Below are 17,380 nucleotides of genomic sequence, written 5' to 3' on the forward strand. Positions count from 1 at the left end.
ATGGCTCTCGCCAGGGGCAGGCGCACCGATCGCCGGATCGACTATTGGCCGGGTTTCGTCGACGCGCTGTCGACGCTGCTGCTGGCCATCATGTTCCTGCTCACCGTTTTCGTGCTGGCGCAGTTCCTGCTCGGACGCGAACTCTCCGGCAAGGATACGGCGCTCACGCGCCTCAACTCGCAGATCAACGAACTGACGCAGCTGCTGGCGCTGGAGCGCTCGAGCGCGCAGGACAAGGACGATTCGCTGGCCAATCTGCAGGCGTCGCTGTCGGCGGCGGAAGCTGAGAAAAGCCGGCTCGAGCAGTTGCTGGCGCAAGGCGCCGGCACCGGCGACGCCGCCAACCAGCGCGCCGCGGAGCTCGGCGGCGAACTCGACAGCCAGCGCCAGATCAGCCAGCAGGCGCTGAGCCAGGTCGAGATCCTGAACCAGCAGATCGCAGCACTGCGCAAGCAGATCGGCGCGCTCGAGGACGCCCTCAACGTGTCCGAAACGCGCGACCGCGATTCCAACACCAAGATCGCCGATCTCGGCCGTCGGCTCAACGTCGCGCTGGCGCAGCGCGTCCAGGAACTGAACCGGTACCGCTCCGACTTCTTCGGCCGCCTGCGCGAAATCCTCGCCGATCGCGAGAACATCCGCATCGTCGGCGACCGCTTCGTCTTCCAGTCGGAAGTTCTGTTCCCGACCGGCTCCGAAGTGATCAACGATGCCGGCAAGGTCGAGATGAAGAAGCTCGCCGACGCCATCATCGAGTTGCAAAAGGAAATCCCGCCCGAGATCAACTGGGTGCTGCGCGTCGACGGCCACACCGACAACAAGCCGCTGTCCGGCGCCGGCCGCTATCGCGACAATTGGGAATTGTCGACGGCGCGTTCGACCTCGGTGGTCAAGTTCCTGATCGAGAACGGCGTGCCCGCCAACCGGCTGGTTGCGGCCGGCTTCGGCGAATTCCAGCCACTCGACCCCGCCGACACCGAAGACGCCCGCAACAAGAACCGACGCATTGAACTGAAGCTCACCGAACGGTGATTTTCAGTCACGCGAAATTGTTTGCCGGCTCAACTCTAGGGCGCAACGCCAAGCCGGCAAGGCCTGAAAACATTATCTTTCTTTAATTACACTTCGCTTTTCCGGGCTCCTACTTTGACGCGCAGGGCCGAGAACCGCCGGCGATGCCTCCCATCGCGACGCGACGGAACCGGACGGCCCGCTTCCGGAAGGCGGAGCGAAAGCGCTTGCCCCTTCCACAGCAGGAGGAGACGCACATCATGCGCTCTTTGAAGGCTCTCAGGACCGCAACCCTCACGACACTTCTGATCACTGTTCCACTCGCCGGCGCCCATGCCGCCGGACATCACAAGGGCGCCCTCGACGCCAGCGACCCGACCGACATGACCGGTCCGCGCGTGACCGGCCTGATCAAGCAGGTGCGGGGCGTCGAACAGGGCATCACGGATGCGCGCGAAACGAAGGGCATCTCGACCTCGGAAGCGCGGTGGCTGCATCTGCGTGCGGCGCATATCGGCCAGGCCGCCGAACGGGTCGCCGCCTCGGACCATGGCCGGATCCCGGCCGCGCAATATCACGATCTGCTGCGCCGCCTCGACAATGTCGATCAGAGGCTGATGTCTGACACCGGCAGCGGCTTCATGACCGGTGATGGCTCCGACGGCGGGAATTATCCGAACGGCTGAGATCCGCTCTGATATCTCCAGGAATGAGGAAGGGACTGTCTGACGCCCCCGGATCTGGCTCCGAGGGCGTCTTTTTTGTCACCAGCCCAGCCACAGCGCAGCGAGGCCCAGCACCGCCGGCACGGTCTGAATATAGAGGATCTTCCGGCTGGCAGTCGCCGCGCCATAGAGGCCGGCGACGGCGATGCAAAGCAGGAAGAACACCTTGATCTGGAATCCCGCCGCGCCGAGATAGAGGCCCCAGATCAGCCCCGCGGCAAGGAAGCCGTTGTAGAGCCCCTGATTGGAGGCGAGCACCTTCGATGCGCTGGCGAAGTCCGGCTTGAGGTTGAACGCCCTGTGCCCGCGCGGTGTGTCCCACGCCACCATCTCCAGATAGACGATATAGAGGTGGATCAGGGCCACCAGCCCGACCAGGATATTGCCGATCATCTTAGTCTCCCCTCCATGGCGGTGTTCCACCGTCAGCCAGCATTCCACGCACAAGCTCATCGACGCAAGCTGCATCGGCGAAAGCCACATTTGAGGGTTGCCAATCCTGGCGCGTTGGTATCTTTTCCCGCGGTCCAAAACGCGGAACCTGCCATGTCTTTTCAGAAGCTCGATGATCTCGGCCACAAGCTCGAAGCGCTGGAACATGCGCTCGCCATCCTCGGCGCCGACGAGGCGACCCACATGGCCGTCGGCGGCGGCGAGAAGCGCGCCGAAGCCATGTCGTCCCTGGCCGGGATGCTGCATATCAGGGCAACGGCGCCGGAGATCGCCGACTGGCTCGCCGCCGCCGAACAGGAGGCGCTGAACGAGGAGCAGCAGGCGGCGATCCGCGAACTGCGTCGCCAATACACCAACCTGACCTGCCTGCCGGTCGAATTCGTCGAGCGCCAGACGGTGGCGCGTATGCGCTCCGAGCAGCTCTGGCGCGACCTGCGCGGCAAGAGCGACTGGGCCGGATTCCTGCCGGCGCTCGAAGGTGTCATCGCGCTGGTGCGCGAGGAAGCCGCCCTGCGCGCCGACGCGCTCGGCCTCGATCCCTACGACGCACTGATGGAGCAATACGATCCTGGCAACCGCGCCGCCGACATCACGCCGGTCTTCACCGAGCTGAAGACATTCCTGAAGGGCTTCGTGCCGGAAGCCCTGGCCGCGCAGGAAGCGCGCCTGGCCAGGCATCCCGTGAAGCCGCTCTCCGGCAGCTATGCGATCGACCGGCAGCGCGAGCTTGGTCTCGCCATGATGGCTTCGGTCGGCTTCGACCTCACCCACGGTTCTCTGTCCGTATCGCACCATCCCTTCTGCGGCGGCGTGCCGAGCGACGTGCGCATCACCACCCGCTACAAAACGTCCGACTTCCTGTCGGCCTTGATGGGCGTGCTGCACGAGACCGGCCATGCGCTCTACGAGCAGAACCTGCCGAAGGCCTGGGCGCACTGGCCGCTCGGCAAGGCGCGCGGCATGGCGGTGCATGAAAGCCAGAGCCTGTTCGTCGAGAAACAGGTCGGCCGCAACCCCGAATTCTGGCGCTGGGCGCTGCCCGTGGTCGAAAAGCATCTCGGCGAAGCCTGGTCGCTCGACGACATCCTGCCGCATGTGCACCGGGTCGAGCGCGGCCTGATCCGCGTCGACGCGGACGAGGTAACCTACCCGCTGCATGTCATCCTGCGCTACGAGTTGGAGCAGGAGCTGGTCTCGGGGCGGCTGCAGGCGGCCGACCTGCCCGAAGCGTGGGACGCCAAGATGCGGGAGTATCTTGGCCTTTCGACCATCGACAACCCAGCCGACGGACCGATGCAGGACGTGCATTGGCCGGGCGCCGCCTTCGGCTATTTCCCGTCCTATACGCTGGGCGCCATGATGGCGGCGCAGCAATGGGCTGCGCTGACGCGCGACCATCCTTCAGCCGACAGCGATCTCGCCAGGGGCAATTTCGCCGCCATCAATGACTGGCGCCGCGACAAGATCTGGTCGCAGGGATCGCGCTGGTCGACGCCCGAACTGCTTGAGCGCGCCACCGGCGAGAAACTGAATGCCGCGCATTTCACCGAGCATCTCCGCAAGCGGTATGGTCCCGCCTGATTGCGGGTTGCTACTCCGCGGCACCCCTGAAGGCGCTTGCTCCGGTTTCGAACTGCAGCTTGGCCAGCCTTGCATAGATTCCGCCCTTGGCGACCAGGCTCTGGTGCGTGCCTTCCTCGACAATGCGGCCGCCATTGATGACCAGGATGCGGTCGGCCTTCAGCACGGTCGCCAGCCGGTGGGCGATGACGATGGTGGTGCGGCCCTGCATCAGCCGTTCCAGCGCCGTCTGCACCAGCGTTTCGCTTTCGGCGTCGAGCGCCGACGTGGCCTCGTCGAGCAGCAGGATCGGCGCGTCGCGCAGGATGGCGCGGGCGATCGCCACGCGCTGGCGCTGGCCGCCGGACAAGGTGACGCCGCGCTCGCCGACCTGGCTGTCGTAGCCCTTGTCGAGCCTGAGGATGAACTCGTCGGCCAGCGCGTCCCTGGCGGCGGCCTCGATCTCGGCATTCGTCGCGCCCGGCCGGCCAAAGCCGATATTGTCGCGCGCGCTTGCCGCAAAGATGGTGACATCCTGCGGCACGATCGCAATGCGCTCCCGCACTTCAGCCGGATCGGCTTCGCGCACGTCGACGCCGTCAATGGCGATGCGGCCGGTTTCTGGATCGTAGAAGCGCAGGATCAGCGAAAAGACGGTGCTCTTTCCGGCGCCCGACGGGCCGACGATCGCCACCGTCTCGCCGGGCTTGACCTGAAAACTCAAGCCGTGGACGGCGGCACGGTCCGGCCTTGCCGGGTAGGAGAAGGAGACGTCGTCGAAGCTGATCGCGCCTGTCGCCTTGGCGGGCAGCGGCAGCGGATTGGCCGGCGGTTGAATCGCCGGCGTCTCGTCGAGTATCTCGGTCAGCCTTTCGGCCGCACCCGCCGCCTGGGCAAGCTCGCCCCAGACTTCCGACAGTGCGCCCAGCGCGCCTGCGGCAAACACGGAGTAAAGCAGGAACTGGCCGAGCGTACCGGGCGACATCGTGCCGGCAAGCACGTCACGCGAGCCGAACCACAACACCGCCACGACCGAGGAAAAGATCATGAAGATGGCAAAGAAGGTGAGCAGCGAGCGGGAGAAGATCGACGAGCGCGCCGCTTGGAAGGCGGCTTCCACCGCGGCCGAGAACCGCCCGGTGACCAGCGTCTCGTTGGTGAACGCCTGCAGCGTGCGCACCGCGCCGATCTGCTCGCTGGCATAGGCGGTCGCTTGCGCCAGCGTGTCCTGCGCCTGCCGTGACCGGCGCCTCACCGAACGGCCGAACGCGACCAGCGGCAGCACGATGAGCGGAATGGCCGCGATCACCAGGCCCGACAGTTTCGGGCTGGTGACGACCATCATCGCCACCGCGCCAAGGCCGAGGATGACGTTGCGCAACGCCACGGAGGCGGTGGCGCCGACGGCGGATTTCACCTGCGTGGTGTCGGCGGCAAGCCGCGAGACGATCTCGCCCGACTGGGCGGTGTCGAAGAAGGACGGCGAAAGCGTCGTGACATGCGAAAACACGTCGCTGCGGATGTCGGCAACGACCCGCTCGCCGAGCGTGATGACGAAGTAGTAGCGTCCGGCCGATGCCGCCGCCAGAATGGCTGCCATCGCCACCAAAGCGGCGAAATATTCGGCGATGAAGACGGTGCCGGAAGCGCTGAAACCGTGGTCGATCATGCGCCGCACGGCCAGCGGCAGCGCCAGCGTCGTCGCTGCGGCGATGGCGAGCGAAATGAGGGCGCCTATGACCAGTTTGCGGTAGCGGAATATGTAGGGATATAGGCGCCTGAGCGGCCCGAGCGAGCGCCTGCGCCCGTCTTGCTCGCCGCTGATGTCCGCCATGACCGTTTCCTCTGGCCGCTCCAGGTGGGCGCGTTCAATATGCGCCTGCCGTGGCCTTGTGATTCAATTCCGGCTGATGTATAGGCTCGCCGACCGTTTTAGAAGCCGTGGCTTTTCAATAGCTGCGGCTTCGAGTTTTAAAAAGGGGCGCATCGACGCAGGCCGCGGGCCCGTCTGTAGCGCCGCAAGCCAGGAAGCACGACAATGAAGGCCGATATCCATCCCGACTACCACACCATCAAGGTCGTCATGACCGATGGCACCGAATACTCGACCCGTTCGACCTGGGGCAAGGAAGGCGATACGATGAACCTCGATATCGACCCGACCACGCACCCGGCCTGGACCGGCGGCCAGCAGACCCTGCTCGACCGCGGCGGCCGCCTGTCGAAGTTCAAGAAGCGCTTCGAAGGGTTCGGCCTTTAAGCCTATCGGCTTTCGCAGATCAGGAACCCGCCCTTGTGGCGGGTTTTTTGTTCAGCGGATCGTGGCGCGGACGAAATCGCCTTTGATGACGATCGAGGGTTTGGCACCGGAAGTGTTGGCAAGCGAACTGTCGACGAAGGACGCCGACGCGGTCACCGAGTAGCTGATTTGAACCTGCCTGCCGAAGGTCAGCGTGGCATCCAGCGCCTTGCCGGCAATGGCGACAGTCTCGTCCTTCCGGATGCTGCCATAGGCGAGATTGGCCCTCAGCGCCTCGCCCTTGAGATCGATGCGTGAAGCATGCCCTTCGAGCGAAACATCGGCCGCCTTGCCGGTAATGGCGATGCTGGAGAAATTCCCCGTCATACTGGCCAGCAAGGCCGCCTGGTCGATCGACACCGAACTCTCGGGCGCAATGTTGGCGTTGATCTCGACCCTGCAATCCGAAGGGTCCAGCCAGGACGACGGAGCGACATTGATGCGCAACGTCGAGGCCTCTCGCTTCATGTCGCTGGCGGTGCGGCAGTCATTAGCGAACCAGGACGAATACCAGCTGGCAAACCAGCCCTCGCGGCGGCTGCCGATCGTCGCCTGGTAGGGTTCTGCACCTGAAGTGGTCAGCTTGACCGAGCTTGCCTCGCCGGTGATGATGATGGCGGTAACACCGACGAGATCGAGCGTCTTTGCGGCATCACCGGCCACCGGCGGTGCCAGGGCAACTGCGGCAAAGGGCAGCAAGACGAGAATTGCGGATTTCATCATTGTCTCCGATCATGGGTGGGCGGTCGCGAAAGGACCGCGGCGTTGCCCAGATGATCCGAGACGTCGATTTTCGCGACCTCGATCACGATCCGGGACGACCGTGAACGCAATCCAGGTCATTGTCGGCCGCCCGGTCCATCGTCGGCCGCTTTGGAACCACGCTTGCGATCATGATCTTCATTCCCTTGCCATTCGTCGTTGCCCTGCTGCTCGTCATCCTGCTCGTGCAGATGATCCGCCGAAACGAGGCCGATCTGCGCGAAAACATATTTTTCATGCTGCTGATGGCTGCCTACGCCTTGCAGTCGGTGCTGATCGGTATCCGCTGGGGCTACGAAGTCAGGGCAATCATGCCTTTCCAGGCGGTGTTGGCGACATTGATCGCGCCGCTTGCCTGGATAGCTTTTAGCGGTCTGGCGAGGGAACGCTCGCGGCATCGCCTGGCTTCGCTGTGGCCGCATCTGTTGCCGGCCTGTCTTGTGGCCCTGCTGCTGATCTTCTGGCGCGAGCCGGTAGGCCCCGTGATCATGCTGGTCTTCCTGTGTTATGGCGTCACCCTTCTTTGGCTTGCGCGGGTCGGGCCGGACGGCCTTGCCGAGTCGCGTCTGGACGGTGTCTTGCGCTCCTACCGGGCGCTGCTGGTGACGACGCTGGCGATCCTGGCCTCGCCGGTCACCGACATCATCATCAGCCTCGACCTCGAATGGACCGGCGGTGCCCATTCCGGCGCGGTGATTGCCGCCGGCAATGTGCTGGCGCTGCTGCTGCTTGGCGGTGCAGCCGCGGTGGCCAGCGAAACCGCGCCTCTGGATGACGATGAAGACGATGGGCCGCAAGCCACGCCACGGGCGACGAGCGAGGATTCCGCGGTCGCAGCGGCCGTCGACGCGCTGATGCAGTCAAAAGAACTCTACAGGGACGTTGACCTCAACCTCGGCCGTATCGCCAGGCGCCTCGGCCTGTCGGCGCGGCAAGTGTCGTCGGCGGTCAACCGCATCCACGGATCGAGCGTGTCGCAATATGTCAACAACCAGCGCATCGGCGAAGCCTGCCGCCTGCTGGCGGCCAGCGACGAACCCATCACCCGCATCATGTTCGACGCCGGGTTTCTCAGCAAATCGAACTTCAACCGCGAGTTCCTGCGCGTGACAGGCTTGAGCCCGAAGGCTTGGCGGCTGGAGCATCGGCCGTCGAAGCGAAATCTCGCGGCCATGCCGTTGCCAGACGAGACAAAATGAAGGCGGGCGACACCGGTCAGGCGCCGACTAATTCCCGCAACGCCATGCGCTTGTAGGCGGCGACCAGCCTGTCGCCCTCCTGCCGGTCGACCGAGATCGCCAGCCGCACGGCAGCCTCGCCCATCTGCCAGACCAGAAACGCTGTGGTCTCCAGCGCCACCGGATCGGCGCCGGGATGCAGCCGCTTCAGCACCATGGTCAGGAATTCGGCATTCGCCCGGCTGTCGGCGAGTTCGAGCTGGCGCAGCGCCTTGTCGGCCTGCGTGCCCGACCAGATGTCGCGCATCACCGGCTCGGCCAGGAACAGCTGATAGTAGATATCCACCAGCTCCGAAAACGCCTGCCGCAGGCCCTCGGCGTCGACGACATCCTTGAGCGCCGAGGAGATGCAGGCCTGGCTTTCGGCGGTGTAGCGCTCGGCCAGCGCCCAGACGATCGCCCGCTTGTCGGGAAAGAACTGGTAGAGCGAGCCGATCGACACCGCGGCCCGCTCCGCCACCTCGCCCATGCGCATGGCGTCGCTGCCTTGCTCGGCAATCAGCGCCGAGGCTGCGGCCAGCATGCGCTCGACCCGCTCGCGGCTGCGCTGCTGGGTGGGCGCCCGTCGCGGCGATGCGACCTGCTCCTGGGCAGATGCGGGCGTTGCTGTGTCTTCCATGACGGCCTCCGGTCTCGACAAAATCTGCCAACAAACGGCTTGACTCCCAAAATACGAGGGTTTATCACATTTTGCAAATGTGAGGATTACTCATATTTGTAACAAAGGAAAACCACCATGACCGACACCAAACCAGTCCTGATTCTCGGTGGCACTGGCAAGACCGGCCGTCGCCTCGCCGGGCGGCTGACCTCACAGGGCATTCCCGTGCGCATCGGCTCGCGTTCCGGCAGCCCCCGCTTCGACTGGGAGGTTCCGGCGACCTGGGAGCCTGCCATGCAGGGCGTGGGCGCCGTCTACATCATTTACTATCCCGACATCGCCGTGCCGGGCGCCGCCGAGACCGTCGGCGCCTTCGCCAGGCTTGCGGTGGCAAATGGCGTCACCCGCATGGTGCTGCTCTCCGGCCGCGGCGAGACCGAAGCCCAGCGCGCCGAAGAGATGGTCAAAGCCTCGGGCGCTGACTGGACGATCCTGCGTTGCGCTTGGTTTTCGCAGAATTTCAGTGAAGGTTTTCTCGTCGAGTCCTTGCGGCAAGGCGAAGTGGCTTTGCCTGTCGGCCCTGTTGGCGAGCCCTTCGTCGATGTCGACGACATCGCCGATGCTGCCTTCGTTGCGCTGACCGAACCGGGTCATGTCGGCCAGCTCTATGAGTTGACCGGGCCGCGGCTGCTAAGCTTCGCCGACGCGGTTGCCGAGATCGCCAAGGCGACCGGCCGCGACATCCGGTATATCAAGATCTCGCATGACGAATTCACCGCCGCGACGGCGGCATACGAACTGCCGCCCGAAATCGCCTGGCTGCTCAACGAGCTGTTCACCGAAGTGCTTGACGGCCGCAACGAGACGCTGACCGACGGCGTCCAGCGTGTGCTCGGCCGCGCGCCGAAAGACTTTTCCGCCTACGCAAATGAAACCGCTGCAACCGGCATCTGGAGCAACTGAGATGATCAAGCTTCTTCCCACCCTCACCATCATCGCCGCCATCGGCTCGGGCGTCGTCGGCGGCGTGTTCTTCGCCTTTTCCGACTTTATCATGGCGGCGCTTGCCCGGCTGCCGGTCCCCCAAGGCATCGCAGCGATGAATTCGATCAACATCACGGTGATCACGCCCACCTTCATGACGGCGCTGTTCGGCACCGGCCTGCTCTGTCTGGTGCTTATCGCCGCCGTTCTCATGGGGTGGAGCCAGTCCGGCTCATACTGGCTGCTTGCCGGCGCCGTGATCTATTTGATCGGCAACCCGATCGTGACCATGGTCTTCAATGTGCCGCTCAACGATGCGCTCGCCGCCGTCGACCCGGCCAGCGCCAATGGCGCAGCCGTGTGGGCGAACCATCTGAATCAATGGGTGATGTGGAACCACGTCCGCACCATCACCGCCATCGTGTCGATGGCCTGCTTCATGTTCGCATTGCTCTGAAAAATGACACTTCGCAAACGCAAGGACCTCGCCTCAAGCGGGGTCCTTTTGCGTGTGACCCTTGCGGTCGGAATGACCGAGATCGCGGCCCGGATCGATGACGTCGCGCACCAGCTGCTTGAGCTTGGCGGCATCGGGAAAGCCGCCGTCGCGCTTGCGGTCCCAGACCAGCACATCGTTGCAGGAAACGGTGAAGATGCCGCCTGTGCCCGGCACCAGCGTCACTTCACCAAGATCCGTGCCGAAGGTGGAGAGCAGTTCCTGCGCCATCCAGCCGGCCCGCAGCAGCCACTGGCACTGCGTGCAATAGGTGATGACGATCCGAGGTTTATCAGGGAGGCTCATTCATGTGTCTCGCGGGTGCGAACGGTTGTGCCGGCAACCCGATCATGGATCGGCTCATTGCCCAACGCTATCGTTATTCCGATCCAGACCGGCCAGACCAAAGACAAGCCGATCGCGACCCAAGGCGGGCACGAATTCCAACCAGGCATTGCTCGGCGCAGGTCGCGGAAAGCTCCCCCAGGTCTGAAAGGCAAACCAGGCCCCTGTCAGTACGACGGGGAAAGTGCCGAGAAACTTGATCACCTGTCGACGAAACGCCTTTCGCAAGGGCAAGCCTCTTCTCTGCCAGTCATTCTCGTCATAAACGACGAGCACCAAAACCCGCTTACCGACTGATCGGCCCGAGGCCATCTCCATAAGAAGAAGATAGATCGCCAGAGCGGGTACTTGGAGGAAACCCAGATCCAACGCCGTAGGTCGAAAATTCCCCTTCGAATTAAGATCGATTGAAACCGTCTCGGGCTTCGCATACTGGGCTTCCTTCGCGGTGCCAACTGCCCAATCGGCTACTGGAAAGCCGAAGAGAGACGACTTGCACACCTGCCAATCGTACCGTCCAAGCGACGGACCGCCGTGCACCTTGGCCGAGCTGCATATTCTTAGGAAGAGCCAGAAGTGACCTTTCACCCCACCGTCGGTCAGCGCGAACAAGCCAGCCACCAGAAAATAGAGAGGTATCAACACGACAAGGTAGTCGATAAACGAAGCAAGGAACCGACGCCAGAAGCCACCGCGGCGAGGCCAAGCCATCGCAGCGGCAAGTGGAATCCCTTCGCCGGTCATCTCCCCTCCCGTCGATCACTGACTGATCTATACGTTGGGTGGGGAGTCCTTGGCTACGACGTTCGCCTACACTTCCGTGTGACGGTCAGAAACTCATGCCGCGCTGAGCTTGGCCATGGTCTCGTCGTCAACCTCGAAATTGGCGTAGACGCTCTGCACGTCGTCATCGTCCTCGAGCGTTGCCACCAGTTTCATCAGCGATTGCGCCCGCTCTTCGTCGACCGGGACATTGTTCTGCGGCTGCCAGATCGGCTTCACCGATTCGGCCTCGCCAAGCGAGGCTTCCAGCGCCTTCGACACTTCGCCCATACTCTCGAACGCACAGTAGATGGTGTGGCCTTCTTCGTCGGACTCGACGTCATCGGCGCCGGCCTCGATGGCCGCATCCATCACCTTGTCGGCGCTGCCGGCGGAGGCCGGATAGTAAATCTCGCCGGCGCGGTTCCACATGAACGACACCGAGCCGGTTTCACCAAGCGCACCGCCGGCTTTGGTGAAGGCGGCGCGCACATTCGAGGCCGAGCGGTTGCGGTTGTCGGTCAGCGCTTCGACGATCAGCGCCACGCCGCCCGGCCCATAGCCTTCATAGCGCACCGCTTCGTAATTCTCGGCATCGCCCATCGACGCCTTGTTGATGGCGCGCTGGATGTTGTCCTTCGGCATCGACACCGCCTTGGCGTTCTGGATGGCCAGGCGCAAACGCGGGTTCATCGATGGGTCGGGCGTCCCGCTCTTGGCGGCGACGGTGATTTCGCGCGCCAGCTTGGAAAACATTTTTGACCGCACCGCGTCCTGCCGGCCCTTGCGGTGCATGATGTTCTTGAACTGTGAATGGCCAGCCATGGCACCCCTGTCGTCTTCGGCTAGAGCATCCCGAAGCGAGGTGGTCTCACCTCGTCCTCCCGGGTACTCGAATTCAAATTTTCAGAGCCGTCCAAGGTGCAACGCGATGGATGCACGGCGTTCTCTGTCGGAATGGCCGGCTTATAGATAAATCGGCTCAATTCGTCCAGCCGCGCCGGTTCAGCCCTCCAGATCGGACTTCAGCCGGTCGATAATCCTGAGCGCATGGCCGGCATACTGGCTGATCCAGCGGTCATGAATGTGCTTGATCGGCAGCGCGTTGAGATGGTTCCAGCGCTCTCGCCCTTCGCGCTTTGCCACGACCAGCCCGGCCTCTTCCAGCACCTTGAGATGCAGCATGACGGTGCAGCGATCGATGTCGGGAAACGCCTCGCACAACATGCCGGTCGTCTGCGGCGCATCCTTCAGCTGATCCAGCAATTCGCGACGGCGCGGATGCGCCAACGCCTTGAAAACGTGATCGTCTGCGGTTTGGCTTGACATGTTATGTTTTTATAACATATCGTCGAGCCAATCAAGAAAGGAGCTGTGGATATGTCTCTTGGATTCAGAGTTTCCGGGCGCATCGGCAAACCGGTCGCAGAAGTCTTCGACGCAGTCGTCAATCCGGAGAAGCTCAGCTGCTATTTCACCACCATCGGCGGCGCCAGCGCCCCGCTGGAAGCCGGCATCGGTGTCGTCTGGTGGGGAAAAGTGCCGGTCGAGGTCGATGAAGTGGTCAAGGACAGCCGCATCGTGTTGCGCTGGGATGCCACAGATGCCGACGACAGGCCGGCCTACAAGACACGCATCGAGATGAACTTCGAGCCGCTGGACGATGGCGGCACCCTTGTGACCATTGCTGAATCCGGCTGGCCGGAAGGCGTGGTCGGCCTGCAGAAATCCTACCTCAATTGCGAGGGCTGGTCGCAGATGCTGGCTTGCATGAAGGCCTATGTCGAATACGGCATCAACCTGCGCGACGGCTACTACCGCGGCGAGATGAGGGGCGAGCCGGCCAACGAGACAAACAGATGAACCGCGCAACGGAGCCCGCAATGACCGCGAAGATCACCGGTGGCATCAACATCGCCATGAAGGTGCCGCCGCACCAGTACGAGGCGACGATCGCCTTCTATCGTGATGTCGTCGGCTTGAAGCCAGTCACCGCCAAGACGCCGGCCATCGGCTTCGAGCTTGGCCCAAACCGTCTGTGGATCGACGAGGCGCCGATGCTGAGCCAGGCCGAAGTCTGGCTTGAGCTTTTCACCGACGATTCTGCAGCCATTGCGGATCATCTCGCCAAGGCCGGCGTCGTCCGTTGCGACGCGGTCGAGCCCCTGGGCGAAGGCTTTCGCGGCTTCTGGATCGCCAACCCGGCCAGCATCGTTCACATGGTGCGCGAGCCTGACGCCTGGTGAGCGCAAACCGGACAAGAAGGAGCATCGATGGAAATTCACAAAACGCCGACTGCCGAAGCCGGCATGCTGATCAAGCGGCCGGTCGCCGAGGTCTTCGAGGCGATCGTCGACCCGGCCATCACCACGAAATTCTGGTTTACCCACAGTAGCGGCCGGCTGGATAGCCGCAAAGAGGTCCGCTGGGAGTGGCGCATGTACGGCGCCTCGGCGATGGTCAATGTCAGCGAGATCGTCGAGAACAAGAAGATCGTCATGCAATGGAGCGATCCGCCGACCACCGTGGTCTGGACATTCACGGAGATGCCAAGCGCCGAAACGCCTGACGGTGCGACCTTTCTTGAGGTCAGCAATTTCGGCTTCGCCGGCACCGCCGACGAGCAGGTCAAGCAGGCGGTCGGCTCGACCGACGGCTTCGCACTGGTGTTGGCTGGTGCCAAAGCATGGCTGGAACAGGGCCTGTCGCTTGGCCTGATCGGCGACCGTTATCCGAAGGGCGTGCCGGGGCGCTAGGATCGCCCCGATCGCCCAGCCTCAATGCCCACCGCTGGATTTCTTCCTTCGCCGCGCCAGCATGTTCAGGCCCTCGACCAGGGCGGAAAAGCCCATCGCCGCGTAGATGTAGCCCTTCGGCACATGATAGCCCATGCCGTCGGCGATCAGCGTCATTCCGATCATCAGCAGGAAGCCCAGCGCCAGCATGACGATGCTCGGGTTCTTGGCGATGAAGTTGGCCAGCGGCCCGGCCGCCAGCATCATCACGCTCACCGCCACGATCACGGCGATGTACATGATGGCAATCTCGTCGGTCATGCCGACGGCGGTGATGATCGAATCGATCGAAAAGACGAGATCGAGCAGCAGGATCTGGAAGATGGCGCCGGCAAGCGAGATCTGCAGCGTCTCGCCCATCATCGTATCCTTGTGGTCGTCGGGATCGACGGTGTGGTGGATTTCCTTGGTCGCCTTCCAGACCAGGAACAGGCCGCCGGCAATCAGGATCAGGTCGCGCCAGGAAAAGCCATGGCCGAACGCTGTGAACACCGGCGTCGTCAGCTGCACGATGATGGAGATGGTTGCGAGCAGCACCAGCCGCATGATCAGCGCCGCCGAGATGCCGAGACGCCGGGCGCGGGCGCGCTGCGCTTCCGGCAATTTGTTGGTCAGGATCGAGATGAAGATCAGATTATCGATGCCGAGCACGACCTCGAGCACGATCAGCGTCAGCAACGCGACCCACGCGGTTGGATCGGAAACAAATTGAAAATGCGGCGCAAAGAACTCGATCAGCTGCATGGAGGTCGTCCCCTCTTTAACGATCTAGAGCAGTTTCGTCGCCAGTTAGGTACTTTACTCGACTATATCAATGTCATGACCAGAAGGATGGCGCGGTTTCTTCAAGCCGCGGCCCGCGACGAAACGGCGCGATCTTTTCGGCCAGGCCCGTCCGGTCGGAAATGTCGACGCCGACGCCGCACAATGTCGCCGGTCCGGTGGCCGCCTCGAAGCGGCCTTTCGGCACTTTCGACAGGAAGCGGTTGAGCGGCTCTTCCTTGTCCATGCCGAGCGAGGAATCATAGTCGCCGCACATGCCGGCGTCGGACATGTAGCCGGTGCCGCCATTGAGGATCTGGTGGTCGGCCGTCGGCTGGTGCGTATGGGTGCCGATGACGAGGCTGGCGCGGCCGTCGACGAAATGCGCGAAGCACATTTTCTCCGAGGTCGCCTCGGCGTGGAAATCGATGACCACGGCGTCGGCCTGCTCGCCCAGCGGACAGGCGGCAAGCTCGCGCTCGCCGGCCTGGAACGGATCGTCGAGCTCGGGATGCATGAACACCCGGCCCATAATGTTGGCGACCAGCACGCGCGCGCCGTTTTTGGCGATATAGACGCCGGAGCCGCGCCCCGGCGTGCCCTTGGGGAAGTTGGACGGGCGCAAGAAGCGCTCCTCGCGCGGCGCGAAGATCAGTGCGTCGCGCTGGTCCCAGACATGGTTGCCGGTGGTGACGACATCGGCACCGGCGGCGATGGTGTCGCGAAAAATGTCTTCGGTGATGCCGAAGCCGCCGGCGGCGTTCTCGCCATTGACGATGACGAAGTCGAGTTTGAAATCGGAGATCAGGCCGGGCAGTTGTTCCCACACCGCCGTACGTCCCGATTTGCCCACCATGTCGCCGAGGAAGAGAAGTCTCATGCCCACTTCTATCCAGAGGCACGGACGCTAGGCAAGCGCTACCCAGGCGATTGGCGCTAACGCCGGCCGAAAGTACCACGCTGCCGTTGAGACGGCTTGGCGCTCGCGCCCGCGACGCGAACTGCCGAAGGCATCATCGGTGACGCCGGCGGTGCGGTGCGTCCGCGCAGCCAGAAGAACCACACGTAAAAAACAGTGAACCCACCAGTAGCGGCCAGGAGCAACAGCCCGCCGCGCCAGCCCTTCATCGCCGCGGTATCGAGGATCGATGGATTGGCAGGGTTGTAATACAACTTCACCGCGTCGCCTTTGGACGCCGTGTAGAGGCCGATGTCCTTTCCCTTGCCGGACCACGTCATCGGTGCATCGTTCGCGACATAGGTGACAGCGACGTTGATGCCTTTCGCGGTGAGGCCATTACCCTGGGCTTCGCTGTAGGAACTGACATCCGTCACTGTGGCAACCGTCTGATGCCAGGCGAACTGGTGGTGCAGGGCCGTTCCGGAAATGTGCAATGCCATCGCGAACAGCGTTACCGCGATGAGGACGAACGGCATCAGCAGGAAGCGTGCGAAGACAAACATGATGGCCGCCATCGGCTCGGACTGTGTTGCCGGAATACTATCCGGCACGTCTTGGAAACGCGTTAAGCGGGATCGCGGTCTTTTAAGCGATATCGAAGCGGCGCAAACCGCTCTCGGTGAGTATTTCCGGGATGATGACGTCGTGCGCCTCATCCGGCACCAGACCCACCTCCTGGCAATCGAAAGCGATGCCGATCAGTCGTGGCGGCTGGCCCTTGTCGATCAGCCTGGCGATGGCGCGGTCGTAATAGCCGGCGCCATACCCGATGCGATGACCGCGGCTGTCGAAGGCCGCGAGCGGCACCAGCATCACCGCGGGATCGAGAACCTCGGCCTCCGCATGCGGACCGACCGTGCCAAAACCCATCTCGACCATCGGCGCGCCGCGCACCAGTTCGCGAAAGACTATGGTGGTCTTGTCGAGGATGGCCGGCAGGCAAAGCCTGGCCCCCTTCTCGCGCAAGGCGAACATCAGCGGCCTGATGTCGACTTCCGATCGCATCGGCCAGAAAGCTGAAACGATCTGACCCGGCTCGATGGCGAGGTGGTCGCGCGCCGTCTCGGCCATTTCAAGCGCGATCTCCACCCGCCGCAGCGGATCGAGCGCATCGCGACGGCCGAGTGCCTCGAGGCGCAACTGCTTTTTCAGGTCTTTGGGAGATGTCATGCGCGGACGATAGAAAGGGTCGGATCTGGGTGACGTTTCATGAGCGACGTTTTCTACCACATCATCCGCCAAACTGGGCGGATACAGGTAAGTGACGATCCACACAACCGGTGGAGAGAGCGATCCCGGGAACCTACAAAGTAGGTGGGCGCCGTATGAGAAAACCCACGGGTCTTCCCAGGGACAGCTCCCTAAGGATCGTTAAGGCCCCGGGGAAAATGTTCTCCTGCCGGGAAGCGCAGACCGCCAAGCCCAATATAGGCGGCTGGTCGGTCAAGCGCTAGTGACATGAGGTAGTGTCTCAGTTTGAAATTTGAAATATGCGAAAGCGCCTATCCGGGTTTGCTCGCATAGGCGGAAACGCCTATATGCTTAGCGGAAAGCATGGAGTGGTTGTGTGGCGATCCGTTGCCTTGTTAAAATTGAAAACGAAGCGTCGATGTGGACCTTCGCGTC

Annotated in this window: 22 protein-coding genes and 1 other RNA gene; 10 read left to right on the forward strand and 13 right to left on the reverse strand. The window is 63.0% G+C overall.

The features are described 5' to 3' along the window. Window positions 1–1,032 carry a peptidoglycan -binding protein gene (locus AC3CCE_RS09985; RefSeq protein ID WP_023728632.1) on the forward strand — a complete coding sequence of 344 codons (1,032 nt, stop codon included), beginning with the start codon at window positions 1–3 and terminating at the stop codon, window positions 1,030–1,032. Between the two features lie 239 nt (window positions 1,033–1,271). Continuing rightward, the gene (locus AC3CCE_RS09990; RefSeq protein ID WP_352623728.1) at window positions 1,272–1,697 is read left to right on the forward strand and encodes a hypothetical protein; all 426 of its coding nucleotides are present in this window, start codon (window positions 1,272–1,274) and stop codon (window positions 1,695–1,697) included. Between the two features lie 78 nt (window positions 1,698–1,775). Here AC3CCE_RS09990 and AC3CCE_RS09995 read toward each other — a convergent pair whose 3' ends face one another. Continuing rightward, the gene (locus tag AC3CCE_RS09995; protein WP_352623730.1) at window positions 1,776–2,129 is read right to left on the reverse strand and encodes a DUF1304 domain-containing protein; all 354 of its coding nucleotides are present in this window, start codon (window positions 2,127–2,129) and stop codon (window positions 1,776–1,778) included. Between the two features lie 153 nt (window positions 2,130–2,282). Here AC3CCE_RS09995 and AC3CCE_RS10000 point away from each other — a divergent pair, with 153 nt between their 5' ends. After that, window positions 2,283–3,770, forward strand: a complete 1,488-nt coding sequence (locus AC3CCE_RS10000; protein ID WP_352623732.1) for a carboxypeptidase M32 — start codon at window positions 2,283–2,285, stop codon at window positions 3,768–3,770. 10 nt (window positions 3,771–3,780) lie between these two features. Here AC3CCE_RS10000 and AC3CCE_RS10005 read toward each other — a convergent pair whose 3' ends face one another. Further along, complete coding sequence (locus AC3CCE_RS10005) at window positions 3,781–5,583, reverse strand: ABC transporter transmembrane domain-containing protein (RefSeq protein ID WP_352623734.1); 1,803 nt, start codon at window positions 5,581–5,583, stop codon at window positions 3,781–3,783. 204 nt (window positions 5,584–5,787) lie between these two features. Between AC3CCE_RS10005 and rpmE the strand changes: the two genes are divergently transcribed. Further along, complete coding sequence (gene rpmE, locus AC3CCE_RS10010; RefSeq protein WP_023668748.1) at window positions 5,788–6,009, forward strand: 50S ribosomal protein L31; 222 nt, start codon at window positions 5,788–5,790, stop codon at window positions 6,007–6,009. A gap of 51 nt (window positions 6,010–6,060) precedes the next feature. Here rpmE and AC3CCE_RS10015 read toward each other — a convergent pair whose 3' ends face one another. Further along, on the reverse strand, window positions 6,061–6,768 hold the full coding sequence (locus tag AC3CCE_RS10015) for a hypothetical protein (RefSeq protein WP_352623736.1): 708 nt from the start codon (window positions 6,766–6,768) through the stop codon (window positions 6,061–6,063). A gap of 173 nt (window positions 6,769–6,941) precedes the next feature. On the opposite strand from AC3CCE_RS10015, the gene AC3CCE_RS10020 reads away from it, so the two are divergent. Then, complete coding sequence (locus AC3CCE_RS10020) at window positions 6,942–8,009, forward strand: helix-turn-helix domain-containing protein (RefSeq protein WP_352623738.1); 1,068 nt, start codon at window positions 6,942–6,944, stop codon at window positions 8,007–8,009. Window positions 8,010–8,025: 16 nt separating this feature from the next. On the opposite strand, the gene AC3CCE_RS10025 is transcribed toward AC3CCE_RS10020, so the two are convergent. Further along, the gene (locus AC3CCE_RS10025; RefSeq protein WP_023668745.1) at window positions 8,026–8,667 is read right to left on the reverse strand and encodes a TetR/AcrR family transcriptional regulator; all 642 of its coding nucleotides are present in this window, start codon (window positions 8,665–8,667) and stop codon (window positions 8,026–8,028) included. Between the two features lie 117 nt (window positions 8,668–8,784). Here AC3CCE_RS10025 and AC3CCE_RS10030 point away from each other — a divergent pair, with 117 nt between their 5' ends. Both AC3CCE_RS10030 and AC3CCE_RS10035 read left to right on the forward strand, forming a co-directional pair. After that, the gene (locus tag AC3CCE_RS10030; RefSeq protein ID WP_352623740.1) at window positions 8,785–9,612 is read left to right on the forward strand and encodes an NAD(P)H-binding protein; all 828 of its coding nucleotides are present in this window, start codon (window positions 8,785–8,787) and stop codon (window positions 9,610–9,612) included. 1 nt (window position 9,613) lies between these two features. Beyond that, entirely contained in the window at window positions 9,614–10,090 is a 477-nt protein-coding gene (locus AC3CCE_RS10035) for an anthrone oxygenase family protein (protein ID WP_023698432.1), read from the forward strand. 33 nt (window positions 10,091–10,123) lie between these two features. On the opposite strand, the gene AC3CCE_RS10040 is transcribed toward AC3CCE_RS10035, so the two are convergent. The 4 genes from AC3CCE_RS10040 to AC3CCE_RS10055 all read right to left on the reverse strand — a co-directional run bounded on the left by AC3CCE_RS10040 (window position 10,124) and on the right by AC3CCE_RS10055 (window position 12,565). Next, window positions 10,124–10,435: an Rdx family protein gene (locus tag AC3CCE_RS10040; RefSeq protein WP_352623743.1), complete on the reverse strand. Its 312-nt coding sequence runs from the start codon at window positions 10,433–10,435 to the stop codon at window positions 10,124–10,126. A gap of 54 nt (window positions 10,436–10,489) precedes the next feature. After that, a complete protein-coding gene (locus tag AC3CCE_RS10045) occupies window positions 10,490–11,218 on the reverse strand; it encodes an RDD family protein (RefSeq protein ID WP_352623745.1) in 729 nt (242 codons plus the stop codon). Window positions 11,219–11,311: 93 nt separating this feature from the next. Then, complete coding sequence (locus AC3CCE_RS10050; protein ID WP_023668740.1) at window positions 11,312–12,061, reverse strand: YebC/PmpR family DNA-binding transcriptional regulator; 750 nt, start codon at window positions 12,059–12,061, stop codon at window positions 11,312–11,314. A gap of 180 nt (window positions 12,062–12,241) precedes the next feature. Continuing rightward, a complete protein-coding gene (locus tag AC3CCE_RS10055; RefSeq protein WP_023822450.1) occupies window positions 12,242–12,565 on the reverse strand; it encodes an ArsR/SmtB family transcription factor in 324 nt (107 codons plus the stop codon). Between the two features lie 51 nt (window positions 12,566–12,616). Between AC3CCE_RS10055 and AC3CCE_RS10060 the strand changes: the two genes are divergently transcribed. The 3 genes from AC3CCE_RS10060 to AC3CCE_RS10070 are packed head-to-tail and all read left to right on the forward strand — an operon-like array spanning window position 12,617 to window position 13,992. Then, entirely contained in the window at window positions 12,617–13,099 is a 483-nt protein-coding gene (locus AC3CCE_RS10060) for an SRPBCC domain-containing protein (RefSeq protein ID WP_023822449.1), read from the forward strand. Between the two features lie 20 nt (window positions 13,100–13,119). Further along, entirely contained in the window at window positions 13,120–13,482 is a 363-nt protein-coding gene (locus AC3CCE_RS10065) for a VOC family protein (RefSeq protein ID WP_023822448.1), read from the forward strand. A 27-nt stretch (window positions 13,483–13,509) separates the two neighbouring features. Beyond that, window positions 13,510–13,992: an SRPBCC family protein gene (locus tag AC3CCE_RS10070; protein WP_023822447.1), complete on the forward strand. Its 483-nt coding sequence runs from the start codon at window positions 13,510–13,512 to the stop codon at window positions 13,990–13,992. A gap of 21 nt (window positions 13,993–14,013) precedes the next feature. Here the strand turns inward: AC3CCE_RS10070 and AC3CCE_RS10075 are convergent, their stop codons facing one another. The 5 genes from AC3CCE_RS10075 to ssrS form a co-directional block, all read right to left on the reverse strand. Then, entirely contained in the window at window positions 14,014–14,775 is a 762-nt protein-coding gene (locus tag AC3CCE_RS10075) for a TerC family protein (RefSeq protein WP_023694576.1), read from the reverse strand. A gap of 73 nt (window positions 14,776–14,848) precedes the next feature. After that, window positions 14,849–15,673: a TIGR00282 family metallophosphoesterase gene (locus tag AC3CCE_RS10080; protein WP_023827028.1), complete on the reverse strand. Its 825-nt coding sequence runs from the start codon at window positions 15,671–15,673 to the stop codon at window positions 14,849–14,851. Between the two features lie 56 nt (window positions 15,674–15,729). Then, on the reverse strand, window positions 15,730–16,257 hold the full coding sequence (locus AC3CCE_RS10085) for a DUF3592 domain-containing protein (protein WP_196815260.1): 528 nt from the start codon (window positions 16,255–16,257) through the stop codon (window positions 15,730–15,732). Window positions 16,258–16,339: 82 nt separating this feature from the next. Continuing rightward, window positions 16,340–16,924, reverse strand: a complete 585-nt coding sequence (locus tag AC3CCE_RS10090) for a 5-formyltetrahydrofolate cyclo-ligase (RefSeq protein ID WP_023822446.1) — start codon at window positions 16,922–16,924, stop codon at window positions 16,340–16,342. 92 nt (window positions 16,925–17,016) lie between these two features. Continuing rightward, a non-coding RNA gene (gene ssrS, locus AC3CCE_RS10095) (6S RNA) lies at window positions 17,017–17,172 on the reverse strand. Between the last annotated feature and the right edge of the window lie 208 nt (window positions 17,173–17,380).

The sequence above is a fragment of the Mesorhizobium sp. P160187 genome, assembly GCF_057766425.1.

Excerpts from the sequence above, each read along its gene's own strand:
- AC3CCE_RS09985 (WP_023728632.1), top strand. The coding sequence starts at position 1 with ATGGCTCTCGCCAGGGGCAGGCGCACCGATCGCCGGATCGACTATTGG.
- AC3CCE_RS09990 (WP_352623728.1), top strand. The coding sequence starts at position 1,272 with ATGCGCTCTTTGAAGGCTCTCAGGACCGCAACCCTCACGACACTTCTG.
- AC3CCE_RS09995 (WP_352623730.1), bottom strand. The coding sequence starts at position 2,129 with ATGATCGGCAATATCCTGGTCGGGCTGGTGGCCCTGATCCACCTCTAT.
- AC3CCE_RS10000 (WP_352623732.1), top strand. The coding sequence starts at position 2,283 with ATGTCTTTTCAGAAGCTCGATGATCTCGGCCACAAGCTCGAAGCGCTG.
- AC3CCE_RS10005 (WP_352623734.1), bottom strand. The coding sequence starts at position 5,583 with ATGGCGGACATCAGCGGCGAGCAAGACGGGCGCAGGCGCTCGCTCGGG.
- rpmE (WP_023668748.1), top strand. The coding sequence starts at position 5,788 with ATGAAGGCCGATATCCATCCCGACTACCACACCATCAAGGTCGTCATG.
- AC3CCE_RS10015 (WP_352623736.1), bottom strand. The coding sequence starts at position 6,768 with ATGAAATCCGCAATTCTCGTCTTGCTGCCCTTTGCCGCAGTTGCCCTG.
- AC3CCE_RS10020 (WP_352623738.1), top strand. The coding sequence starts at position 6,942 with ATGATCTTCATTCCCTTGCCATTCGTCGTTGCCCTGCTGCTCGTCATC.
- AC3CCE_RS10025 (WP_023668745.1), bottom strand. The coding sequence starts at position 8,667 with ATGGAAGACACAGCAACGCCCGCATCTGCCCAGGAGCAGGTCGCATCG.
- AC3CCE_RS10030 (WP_352623740.1), top strand. The coding sequence starts at position 8,785 with ATGACCGACACCAAACCAGTCCTGATTCTCGGTGGCACTGGCAAGACC.
- AC3CCE_RS10035 (WP_023698432.1), top strand. The coding sequence starts at position 9,614 with ATGATCAAGCTTCTTCCCACCCTCACCATCATCGCCGCCATCGGCTCG.
- AC3CCE_RS10040 (WP_352623743.1), bottom strand. The coding sequence starts at position 10,435 with ATGAGCCTCCCTGATAAACCTCGGATCGTCATCACCTATTGCACGCAG.
- AC3CCE_RS10045 (WP_352623745.1), bottom strand. The coding sequence starts at position 11,218 with ATGACCGGCGAAGGGATTCCACTTGCCGCTGCGATGGCTTGGCCTCGC.
- AC3CCE_RS10050 (WP_023668740.1), bottom strand. The coding sequence starts at position 12,061 with ATGGCTGGCCATTCACAGTTCAAGAACATCATGCACCGCAAGGGCCGG.
- AC3CCE_RS10055 (WP_023822450.1), bottom strand. The coding sequence starts at position 12,565 with ATGTCAAGCCAAACCGCAGACGATCACGTTTTCAAGGCGTTGGCGCAT.
- AC3CCE_RS10060 (WP_023822449.1), top strand. The coding sequence starts at position 12,617 with ATGTCTCTTGGATTCAGAGTTTCCGGGCGCATCGGCAAACCGGTCGCA.
- AC3CCE_RS10065 (WP_023822448.1), top strand. The coding sequence starts at position 13,120 with ATGACCGCGAAGATCACCGGTGGCATCAACATCGCCATGAAGGTGCCG.
- AC3CCE_RS10070 (WP_023822447.1), top strand. The coding sequence starts at position 13,510 with ATGGAAATTCACAAAACGCCGACTGCCGAAGCCGGCATGCTGATCAAG.
- AC3CCE_RS10075 (WP_023694576.1), bottom strand. The coding sequence starts at position 14,775 with ATGCAGCTGATCGAGTTCTTTGCGCCGCATTTTCAATTTGTTTCCGAT.
- AC3CCE_RS10080 (WP_023827028.1), bottom strand. The coding sequence starts at position 15,673 with ATGAGACTTCTCTTCCTCGGCGACATGGTGGGCAAATCGGGACGTACG.
- AC3CCE_RS10085 (WP_196815260.1), bottom strand. The coding sequence starts at position 16,257 with ATGTTTGTCTTCGCACGCTTCCTGCTGATGCCGTTCGTCCTCATCGCG.
- AC3CCE_RS10090 (WP_023822446.1), bottom strand. The coding sequence starts at position 16,924 with ATGACATCTCCCAAAGACCTGAAAAAGCAGTTGCGCCTCGAGGCACTC.